Raw genomic sequence first — 11,177 nt, 5'->3', positions numbered from 1 at the left:
CATCGCAGCGGTTCGGCGGTCCGACAAGCCAGCTCCCACATTGACCGAGTACAGCCTGAAGAGCAGCACACTCTCTGCCCGATGTACCGAGTTCCAAATGTGGGTGCGGCGGTGCGACGATTCGACTTGCTCGCGAATGCGCTGGGTCAGTCACCAGATGCATCAACTGACACGCTGCTATCGGGAGCGAGCCCCTTCCAACATTTAACCGAGTTCAGCTTCCAGGATCAGGTCGGCTGTCAGGCATCCTCGGCGTTGCTTTTGATCTACACCACTCAGGTCGGCAACCGGGGCGCCGTGCACTGCTTTTGATCTTAGGCGGCCCGCTCTGTACAGGCTCTATCAAACGTGACCCGCTGTAAGCCCGGAACCCTGAGTGGCCGTTACCCAAACAACGGATATACACACCAACCCAGTAGCTCCCCCAGGTGATCGGCTATAGTGCCCGACAACTCTGGAAAGGGAGACCCTGTGTGCGAATTGCGTTTTTACTGTCGGCTTGTTTGCTGTGCTTGGGCGCCCAGGCCGCGCCGGTGGATGTGGCAAGCCTGGACCGTGGTGTCTGGCCGGAGAAGCTAAGCAGCCCCGCGCTGTTCGACGTCGCCTCACGCGCCGAAATCCTGATGTTCGCCCATAGTTTGATCGCCAGCGAAGCCCAGGATGAAGCCGTGCTCAAACAGCGCCTGGGCCTGAAGATCATCAACCTGGCCGCAATTGACGACCTGCGCCGGCAACTCTGGCAGCGCCTGCTGGAGAACTACACCTTTGCCGAGCAAAGCTGCGAAGAAGATGCCTCGTTCTGCTACCTGGTGGAAAGCATGGACGACCTGCGCGAACAGGCCGGCAAGTTCCAGGTCAGTGACAACTCTTTCTATATAGGCTGGGCCAACCCCAGCCACAATTTCCACGAGCGCTACCTGGACGAACTGCTGCGCAAAGCCGCGTTGTTCCCGCAGATCAGCAGTGAAGTCGCGCGTTTTGGCGACCACGAACGCAATGGCGACGAATTCAACGACCGCATGTTCCTGCTGACCTTCGACGGCGGCCCGGCACCCGTCAGCGGCAATACTGACTGGCTCACTGACTACCTGCGCAAGCAGAAGCTCAACGCCACCTTCTTCGTCCTCGGCAGCAGTTTGCAAACCCGCCTGGAGCGTAGTTCGGCCGCTGACGTACAAGCGCTGTACCAGGGGCAGTGCGTGGGCACCCAGGGCTGGCAGTATCGCTCCCACAGTCATTGGGTCGAGTGGCAAGGCTCGATCACGCGCAGTGCATCGCTGGCGCAGAATCTGATGCCGGAGAACTACGTGCCGCTGTTTCGTCCGCCGTACGGCCAGCGGCGCGCCGACAGCCAGGGCTTCTTCCAGTCCCAGGGTTTGCAGGTGGCACTGTGGGATATCGATTCCCAGGACGAGCCGGGCAAACTCAAGGCCGATGAGGCGGCGCAACGGGTATTGACGTTGATGTTGCTGTGGCGCAAAGGGGTGATTGTGTTTCACGACACTCAGGACAAGGCGCGGGTCGCATTACCGATGTTGCTACAGGCCACGGCGCAAAGCGGGTTGGGTTGGCAGGACTGCCGGGAGGCGTTTCGCTGAAAAAGATGAAGTGCCCGGCCCTGTTGGGGATAAGGCTTTTTCGGGGTGATTTTGTGCGACATTTCGATGCAGGCGGACTTCCGACTTTAACGGGGTCCATGGCACTCGGCTAGTGCTATTCGTCATCCTGAAAAATAAACTTCAGAAAAGTGTCAAAGTGCTTTTTCCTGTCATCGTTTTTGCGGTATTACGAAGTCAGATCGCCGAAACCTGCAACACAGGTGGCGTCTTCCAAGACTCCTCATGTGGGCACTGCGCTTGACGTCACTGCGGTGCAGTCGGTGGTCGAATCGAGGCGCAGCACTGTTGTGGTATTGCGTCGACTGGCTCCCACAAAGGTGACCGAGTATGGATGATCATGGACGTAACCCTTCTTCCGACCAGCCAATCCTTTATGTGCTTGATACCAACGTACTGATTCACGATCCAAACGCACTGCTCAACTTCGAAGAACACCACGTCGCTATCCCGATGATCGTGCTTGAGGAGCTCGACAAACTCAAAAGCGGGCACCACAGCGTTGCCGCCGAGTGCCGCCAGGCCATTCGCCTGATCGACAAGACCCTGGGTGAAGCCTCACCCGAGGACGTTGAAGTCGGCGTGCCTATCCAGCGCGGAAAAAGCGGGCCCAAGGGCTTGCTGTCGATTCTGATGAACAAGCGCAGCGAGCCCAACAGCCTGCTGCCGGAGAATCTGAACGACAACAAAATCATCAACCAATTGATCGACCTGCACGCGCGTGACAAGGACTTGCGCCTGGTGCTGGTGACCAAAGACATCAATATGCGCCTCAAGGCACGAGCGTGTGGGATCGCTGCCGAGGACTACAGCACCGACCAACTGGTCGACGACGTGTCGATGCTGTCCCGCGGTTATCACACGATGACCGGCTCGTTCTGGGACCGCGTCAGCAAAGTCGAAACCCGTCAGGACCATGGCCGCACCTGGCACCAGGTACAGCTGACCGACAACCTGCCGGCCGTGCATATCAATGAGTTCATCATCGACGAACAGGGTTTTGTCGGCTGGATCAAAGAGATCCAGGTCGACAAGCTGCTGATCCTCGACCTGCATCAGGAACCCCTGTTGCACCAGGAAGCCTGGGGCCTGAAACCGCGTGACATCTACCAGAGCCTGGCGCTGTATGCGCTGCTCGACCCGGATATCCACCTGGTCAACCTGACCGGGGCTGCAGGCTCGGGTAAAACCATCCTCGCCCTGGCGGCCGCCATCGAACAGACCATGGTGACCAAGCGCTATCGCCGCATCATTGCCACCCGCAGCGTGCAGGGCCTGGACCAGGAAATCGGTTTCCTGCCCGGCACCGAGGCGGAAAAAATGGAGCCGTGGCTGGGGGCGATCACCGACAACCTCGAAGCCTTGCACATGGATGACGAAAACACCCATGGCAGCGTCGATTACATCCTCAGCAAAGTGCCGTTGCAGTTCAAATCCCTCAACTACATCCGAGGTCGCAGCTTCCAGCAAAGCCTGATTTTGATCGATGAATGCCAGAACCTGACGCCGCACCAGATGAAAACCATCATCACCCGTGCCGGCGCCGGTTCCAAAGTGGTGTGCCTGGGCAACCTGGCACAGATCGACACCCCTTACCTGTCCGCGACCAGCTCCGGGCTGACTTACCTGACGGAACGCTTCAAAGACTTCCCGAACGGCGTGCACATTGCGCTGCAAGGGGTGCCTCGCTCGATTCTGGCTGAATACGCCGAGTCCCATCTGTAAAACACGCCGATGTCGTAGTTGGTGGCTAAATGCCACGAACCACCCCGGATTTCTCACGAAATCCGGGGTTTTTGTTGTGGGCGACATTTGTCTTCGTTAATGCGTCCAGGGTGCTTGTAGTCTTTGTAATTATTTTGTTACATTTTTTGCCGCCGCAAAAACAATAACAACGCTGTGTGACTCCCGTCGAAACACCACCTCATTGATTCGACGACGTTTTGAGAACCCCTTCGGGTTTTCCGCGTGACCCTGCCTATTACAAAAAGCCCGATACATCGCTCATTGACGACGCACATATCCAAAGGGAAAGGAATAATGGACGTAGCAGGTAATGGCTTCACTTTGTTTCATCGCAAGCGCAGCACCGGTTCCAAATCAATCCCCCTCACGCCCATCGCACTCGGGCTGGCCTTATGGCTGGGTCAGGGCTCAATGGCCTGGGCGGATGACAGCAACCCCTACACGGCTCAGGTGCTGGAGTCGGCCTTCAGGAAAGCCGTTGCATCGTTCGGCCCCAACACGGATGTCTACAAGAACCTGCGGTTTGCTTACGCAGACATTGTCGACCTCGCGGCCAAGGACTTTGCCGCCCAGTCGGGCAAGTTCGATTCGCCCCTCAAGCAATACTACGAACTGCAGCCGGAAAACCTGACCATCGGCGCCATGCTCGGCGATACCAAGCGTCCGCTGGACTATGCCTCGCGCCTGGATTACTACCGCAGCCGACTGTTCAGCAACAATGGCCGCTATACCACCAATATTCTGGATTTCTCCAAGGCCATCCTCGCGAACCTGCCGGCTGCCAAGCCCTATACCTATGTTGAGCCGGGCGTCAGCAGCAACCTGAATGGGCAACTGAATGCAGGCCAATCCTGGGCGGGCGCCACGCGTGACTGGAGCGCCAACGCCCAAACCTGGAAGACCCCGGAAGCCCAGGTCAACTCCGGCCTGGACCGCACCAACGCGTATTACGCCTATGCCCTGGGCATGACCGGCAAGGGCGTGAATGTGGGTGTGCTCGACTCGGGCATCCTCACCAAACACTTCGAGTTCCAGGGCAAAAATGCCCAGGGCCAGGACCGGGTGCAAGCGGTGACGTCCACCGGCGAGTATTACGCCACCCACCCGCGCTACCTCCACGACACCCCGGACGGCGAGTTTCAAAAGGGCGAGCACTTCAGTATTTCCGGTGAGTACGACCCGATCATCAATGACGGTCACGGCACGGAAATGTCCGGGGTACTGGGGGCCAGTCGCAACGGCACCGGCATGCATGGCATTGCCTTTGACGCGAATATTTTTGTCGCCAATACCGGCGGCACCGACGACAACCGTTTCCAGGGCTCCAACGACCTCGACTACAACGCGTTCATGGCCAGCTACAACGCCCTGGCGGCGAAGAACGTGTCGATCGTCAACCAGAGCTGGGGGCAAAATTCGCGCAACGACGTGGAGAACCACTTCGGTAATGTCGGCGACAGTGCGGCCGACAACTTGCGCGACATGACCGCCGCCTATCGCCCGTTCTGGGACAAGGCCCACGCCGGGCAGAAAACCTGGCTGGATGCCATGGCGGACGCCGCACGGCAAAACACTTTTATCCAGATCATCTCGGCGGGCAACGACAGCCACGGTGCCAACCCGGACACCAACGCCAACCTGCCGTTTTTCAAGCCGGACATCGAAACAAAATTCCTCTCGATCACTGGTTACGACGAAACCAGCGCCCAGGTGTACAACCGCTGTGGTACCTCGAAGTGGTGGTGTGTGATGGGGGTTTCGGGCATTCCGTCCACCGGGCCGGAAGGCGAAATCATCCCCAATGCCAATGGTACGTCCGCCGCCGCACCGAGTGTTTCCGGGGCGTTGGCCCTGGTGATTCAGCGCTTCCCTTACATGACCGCCAGCCAGGCGCGGGACGTGTTGCTGACCACTTCCAGCCTGCAAGCGCCGGATGGCCCGGACACGCCTGTCGGTAACCTGACGGGTGGGCGCACCTACGACAACCTGCAACCGGTGCACGATGCCGCGCCAGGCACGCCGCAAGTGCCGGGAGTGGTCAGTGGCTGGGGCTTGCCTAATCTGCAAAAAGCCATGCAGGGGCCGGGGCAGTTCCTCGGTTCGGTGGCGGTGGCATTGCCCACCGGTACGCGTGATATCTGGGCTAACCCGATTTCCGATGAAGCGATTCGCGCCCGTCGTGTAGAAGACGCCACCGAACAGGCAACGTGGGCGGCGACCAAACAGCAAAAAGGCTGGCTGAACGGGCTGCCTGCCAATGCCTCGGCGGATGATCAGTTTGAATACGAAATCGGCCACGCCCGGGAACAGGCGACGCTGGCACGCGGTAAGGATTTGCTCACCGGCACGACCTATGTCGGCAGCCTGGCCAAGTCCGGGGACGGCGAATTGGTGCTGGAAGGCCAGAACACCTATTCGGGCAGCACGTGGGTACGCGGCGGCAAGCTGTCGGTCGACGGCTCGTTGACCTCGGCCGTGACGGTGGATGGCAGCGCCGTGGGTACGGTGAACGCGGATAACGGTGTGCCGACCACCCTGGGCGGCACACTGGCCGGTAACGGCAGCGTGGGAGCCTTGACCGTGAACAATGGCGGCCGCGTGGCGCCGGGTCATTCGATCGGCACGCTGCGCACCGGTAACGTCACCTTCAACCCGGGTTCGGTGTATGCCGTGGAGGTCGGCCCGAACGGGCAGAGCGACCAGATCCAGAGCAGCGGCGTCGCCACGCTCAATGGCGGTGTTGTCACTGTGTCCCTGGAAAACAGCCCCAACCTGCTGTCCGCCACCGAAGCCCGAAGCCTGCTGGGCCAGCAGTTCAACATCCTCAGCGCCAGCCAGGGCATCAACGGCCAGTTTGCGGCGATTACGCCCAACTACCTGTTTATCGGCACTCAACTGAACTACCAGCCGAACCAACTGAGCCTGGCGGTGGAACGCAACCAGACGAGTTTTGCCAGCGTCGCGCAAACCCGCAACGAACGTGCCGTGGCAACCGTGGCCGATACATTGGGCAGCGGCAGCCCTGTGTATGAAAGCCTCCTGGCCTCGGACTCCGTCGCCCAGGCGCAGGCCGCGTTCAAGCAGCTGTCGGGGCAGCTGCACTCGGATGTGGCGGCGGCGCAAATGGCCGACAGCCGTTACCTTCGCGAAGCGGTCAACGGTCGCCTGCAACAGGCCCAGGCGCTGGATTCCAGCGCGCAAATCCAGACCAGCGATAACGGTGGCTGGGTGCAACTGCTGGGGGGTCGCAATAACGTCAGCGGCGACAACAACGCCAGCGGCTACTCCTCGTCCACCAGCGGTGTGCTGCTGGGTCTGGACACGGACGTCGGCGACGGCTGGCGTGTAGGCGCGGCGACCGGCTACACCCAGAGTCATCTCAATGGCGAGTCGGCTTCGGCGGACAGTGACAACTATCACCTGTCGGTCTACGGCGGTAAACGCTTCGACGCCATCGCCCTGCGCTTGGGTGGCGCCACCACCTGGCATCGCCTGGACACCTCGCGGCGTGTGGCTTACGCCAACCAGTCGGACTATGATAAAGCCGACTACAACGCCCGCACGGATCAAGTGTTTGCCGAGATCGGTTACACCCAGTGGAACCTGTTCGAACCCTTCGCCAACCTGACGTACCTGAATTACCAGAGCGATTCGTTCAAGGAGAAGGGCGGCGCTGCAGCCTTGCACGCCAGCAAGCAAAGCCAGGACGCCACGCTGTCGACCCTGGGCCTGCGCGCGCATACCCAATTGGCGGTCAGCTCGACGTCGGCAGTGACGTTGCGCGGGGAGCTGGGTTGGGAGCATCAGTTTGGTGATACCGATCGCGATGCCTCGCTGAAGTTTACCGGCAGTGACACCGCCTTCGCCGTCAACAGCGTGCCCGTGGCCCGTGATGGCGCGGTGATCAAGGCCAGTGCGGAAATGGCGTTGACCAAAGACACGCTGGTGTCCTTGAACTACAGCGGTTTGCTGTCCAACCGGGGTAACAACAACGGGATCAATGCCGGATTTACGTTCCGCTTCTAATCCCGCGTTGTTGGTTATGAGGGGCGCACTGAGCAATCAGTGCGCCCCTTTTTTGATGGGATAAACAGCCCTGCGCAAAATTGACTCACAGGTTTACAATTGCCGCTCCTGATCAGGAGTATCCCTGTGCTGACTCATCTCGATTCCCAAGGTCGCGCCCATATGGTCGACGTCACCGACAAAGCCGTGACGTTCCGCGAGGCCGTGGCCGAAGCGCGGGTGCGCATGCTGCCCGACACCCTGAAAATGATTGTCGACGGCGCCCACCCCAAGGGCGACGTGTTTGCCGTGGCCCGTATTGCCGGGATCCAGGCCGCTAAAAAAACCAGTGATCTGATCCCGCTGTGCCACCCGCTGATGCTCACGGGCGTCAAGGTCGAGTTGAGCGCCGATGGCGTCGACGCCGTGCATATCCTCGCGCGTTGCAAACTCAGCGGCCAGACCGGCGTGGAGATGGAAGCGCTGACCGCTGCCAGTGTCGCAGCGCTGACGATCTACGACATGTGCAAGGCCGTGGACCGTGGCATGACCATCGAAAGTATTCGCCTGCTGGAAAAGCTCGGCGGTAAAAGCGGGCATTTCAAGGCGGACCAGGCATGAGCATCAACGTACTGTTTTTTGCGCGCTACGCCGAGGCGGTGGGTTTCGATTCACTGGAGATGGAGGGCGATTTCGCCACTGTCGATGCTGTGCGTCTTGCGCTGGCCGGTGACCCGGAGTTTGCCGTGCTCAACGAACCCAGCCTGATGTGCGCGCGTAACGAAGAACTTTGTTCGTTGGACGAGCCACTGAACGATGGTGATGAAGTCGCGTTTTTCCCGCCTGTGACCGGAGGCTGACCATGGCCATTCGGGTGCAGGCTGAGGCGTTTGATCCGGGCTTCGAAGTCAACGCGATGCATGCGGCCAATGTCGGCGTGGGCGCGGTGGTGAGTTTTGTCGGCTATGTGCGCGATTTCAATGACGGCCGCGACGTGTCGGGCATGTTCCTTGAGCACTATCCCGGCATGACCGAAAAAGCCCTGGCCAAGATCGCGGTGGAAGCCGAACAACGTTGGCCGTTGCTCAAGCTGGAAGTGCTGCACCGCATCGGCGCGCTGGAGCCGGGCGAGCCCATCGTTTTTGTTGCGGCAGCCAGTGCGCATCGCCAGGCCGCGTTTGATGCCTGTGCGTTTGTGATGGACTACCTGAAGACCCGGGCGCCTTTTTGGAAGAAAGAGAACACCCCTGAAGGCCCGCGCTGGGTGGAAGGGCGGGGCAGCGATCACGCGGCGGCGGATCGCTGGAAGTAAACAGCTGACTAAATGTGTGTGGAGATCCAAATGTGGGAGCGGGCTTGCTCGCGAAAGCGGTGTCTCAGTCAGTACATCTTTAACTGACAGACCGCATTCGCGAGCAAGCCCGCTTCCACATTTTTAATCGCATTCCGGCTTACGGGCGTTTGCGTTCCACAGCCCGCAGCAAATGCGTCGGCGGCGTCTCGCAACTGATCTTGCGACCCAGCAACGTCTCGATCGACGGCAGCTGGTACGAGTCATCTTCCCCGGCAAAGCTGATCGATACACCCGCAGCGCCTGCACGGCCGGTACGGCCAATGCGGTGCACGTAGTCATCCGGCACTTCCGGCAGGGTGAAGTTGATCACATGGCTGATGCCATCAATGTGAATTCCGCGCCCGGCAACGTCAGTGGCCACCAGCACGCGAATCTTGCCTTCGCGAAAGCCTTCCAGGGTCTTGATGCGCTTGTGTTGCGGCACATCGCCGGACAGTTGCGCAGCGTTGACGCCATCGCGTACCAGGCGTTCTTCGATGCGGCGCACTTCGTCCTTGCGGTTGGCGAACACCATCACGCGTTCCCAACCATTGTCGTTGATCAGGTTGTAGAGCAGCTTGTACTTGTCGGCGCCGGCGACGGCGTAGATGTGCTGTTCGACGTTTTCGCTGGCGACGTTCAGCGCTTCGATCTCGACGATGGACGGGTCGGTGGTCCACTGCTTGGCGAGGTTCATCACGTCTTCGGTGAAGGTCGCGGAGAACAGCAGGGTCTGGCGCTCGTTTTTCGGCGGGGTCTGGCGAATGATCTGACGTACTTGCGGGATAAAACCCATGTCGAGCATGCGGTCGGCTTCGTCCAGCACCATCACTTCGACCATGTCCAAATGCACGTCGCCGCGCTGGTTGAAGTCGAGCAGGCGGCCCGGGGTGGCGACCAGGATGTCGCAGTGACGGGCTTCGAGGTGCTTGAGTTGCTTGTCGAAGTCCATGCCGCCGACGAACGTCATGACGTTGAGGCCGGTGTACTTGGTCAGGTCGGCGGCGTCCTTCGCGATCTGCACCACCAGCTCCCGGGTCGGGGCGATGATCAGTGCGCGCGGCTCACCCATGTAGCGTTCTTTGGGCGGCGGCGTTTGCAGCAGCTGGGTGATGATCGAAATCAGGAACGCGGCGGTCTTGCCGGTACCGGTTTGCGCGCGACCAATGGCATCTTTGCCGGCGAGGGTGAAACCCAGCACCTGCGCCTGGATCGGCGTGCAGTACGGGAACCCCAGGTCCTGGATGGCGTGCATCAGTTCCGGGGCCAGTTTGAAATCGTGGAAGCGGGTTTTGCCTTCCAGGGGCTCGACGGCGAAGTCTTCGAGTTTCCACGGGGTCACGGGCGGTTTTGGTGCGCGTTCGCGGCGTGGTGCTTTCGGCGCAGGCGCCGGCGCCGGGGCCGCCTCAGCAGGCAGTACCTGTTCAGGTGGCGTCACCGGCGGTTTCTTCGGCGAGGCGACAGGTGCGGTCCGGCCTGGCTGTTGACCGTCATTGCGGCTGTCGGAGGAGGGGACAGGAGCACTGGGAACAGGCGCGAACGGCTCAGCCTCGCTTTTGCCGAACATCTTCTTAAGTGCTTTGAGCACGGTGATCTCATTAATTGGTTAAGGAATGTACGCCGGCCAGTGTAATGCAAGAAACGGGCGCGGCGTAGTGCGTCTGTCATACGGCTACATAAACGCTGGGTTTCAGCCCAGGCGTGCGGTCAACCAGGCACCGATATCGCGTATCTCTTCAGGTAACACTTCGTGACCCATTGGGTATTCCTGCCATGTCACGGTGACACCACGGCTCTTCAAGTGCTCGTAGGCGCTTCGGCCCATGGCGTTTTGCACCACGTCGTCGTACTGACCGTGCAGGCACAGGGCAGGCGTGCGCTGTTGGCTCGCAGACAATTCCAGCTCGTCACCAAAGGTTGGTGCATAAGTAGAGAGGGCAATCACGCCGCCCAAGGGCCCCTGCCATTTAAGAAAAGCGGTGTGGAAGACCACGGCGCCACCTTGGGAAAAACCGGCGAGGAAAATCCGCGAGGCGTCTATCCCGGTTCTTTTTTGATCTTCGATCAAGTCCGTGACCATTTTGGTCGACGCTTCCAGCTCTTCCAGGCTGATGGAACGGGCTGGGCTCATGGCCTTGATGTCGTACCAGCTGGGCATCTCGTAGCCACCATTGATGGTCACCGGGCGGGTCGGTGCCTGGGGCAATACAAAGCGCGTGGACAGCAAGTTTTCCTGCAGCGCCTCGGCCACCGGCAGGAAGTCGTAGCGATCGGCACCCAGGCCATGCAACCAGATTACGCAGGCGTCTGCGGGCTTGGCGGGCTGTAGAATCAAGGGTTCGGTCATGTCTGCTCCATATATGTGCGTGCGCTCCGATTGGGTGCGTCGGAACGGTGCGCGACGGGTTGATCTGTTAAGAGAATGTCGCAAGGTTGAATCTTTTTCTATTGACCATGGGCTGAAACGACTCAGCCTC

General features: G+C 60.0%; 9 protein-coding genes. 7 read left to right on the top strand and 2 right to left on the bottom strand.

The features are described 5' to 3' along the window. From ACDZ94_RS23645 to moaE, 7 genes are all read left to right on the top strand, one after another. Positions 1-312, top strand: a 312-nt coding sequence (locus ACDZ94_RS23645) for a hypothetical protein (protein WP_432751600.1), incomplete at its 5' end; no start/stop codon positions are given. Between the two features lie 161 nt (positions 313-473). Beyond that, a complete protein-coding gene (locus ACDZ94_RS23640) occupies positions 474-1,598 on the top strand; it encodes a polysaccharide deacetylase family protein (protein ID WP_432751599.1) in 1,125 nt (374 codons plus the stop codon). Positions 1,599-1,946: 348 nt separating this feature from the next. Beyond that, positions 1,947-3,341 (top strand): PhoH family protein, encoded by a 1,395-nt coding sequence (locus ACDZ94_RS23635; protein WP_053254513.1) that lies wholly within the window; start codon positions 1,947-1,949, stop codon positions 3,339-3,341. Positions 3,342-3,656: 315 nt separating this feature from the next. After that, a complete protein-coding gene (locus ACDZ94_RS23630; RefSeq protein WP_432751598.1) occupies positions 3,657-7,388 on the top strand; it encodes an autotransporter domain-containing protein in 3,732 nt (1,243 codons plus the stop codon). Between the two features lie 126 nt (positions 7,389-7,514). Continuing rightward, entirely contained in the window at positions 7,515-7,988 is a 474-nt protein-coding gene (gene moaC / locus ACDZ94_RS23625) for a cyclic pyranopterin monophosphate synthase MoaC (protein WP_064450802.1), read from the top strand. Further along, positions 7,985-8,227 (top strand): molybdopterin converting factor subunit 1, encoded by a 243-nt coding sequence (moaD, locus tag ACDZ94_RS23620; protein WP_064450803.1) that lies wholly within the window; start codon positions 7,985-7,987, stop codon positions 8,225-8,227. Before moaC ends, moaD begins: the two co-directional genes overlap by 4 nt. 2 nt (positions 8,228-8,229) lie before the next feature. Then, entirely contained in the window at positions 8,230-8,679 is a 450-nt protein-coding gene (gene moaE, locus ACDZ94_RS23615) for a molybdopterin synthase catalytic subunit MoaE (protein ID WP_094951926.1), read from the top strand. A 139-nt stretch (positions 8,680-8,818) separates the two neighbouring features. On the opposite strand, the gene rhlB is transcribed toward moaE, so the two are convergent. Both rhlB and ACDZ94_RS23605 read right to left on the bottom strand, forming a co-directional pair. After that, entirely contained in the window at positions 8,819-10,294 is a 1,476-nt protein-coding gene (rhlB, locus tag ACDZ94_RS23610; RefSeq protein ID WP_221296040.1) for an ATP-dependent RNA helicase RhlB, read from the bottom strand. 96 nt (positions 10,295-10,390) lie between these two features. Continuing rightward, positions 10,391-11,047, bottom strand: coding sequence for an alpha/beta hydrolase (locus ACDZ94_RS23605; protein ID WP_064450806.1), 657 nt, complete (start codon positions 11,045-11,047; stop codon positions 10,391-10,393). Positions 11,048-11,177: the final 130 nt, after the last annotated feature.

It is taken from the genome of Pseudomonas sp. UBT (assembly GCF_050915955.1).
Lineage (GTDB): Bacteria > Pseudomonadota > Gammaproteobacteria > Pseudomonadales > Pseudomonadaceae > Aquipseudomonas > Aquipseudomonas antarctica_A.
This window is presented reverse-complemented; position numbering and strand designations above follow the sequence as displayed.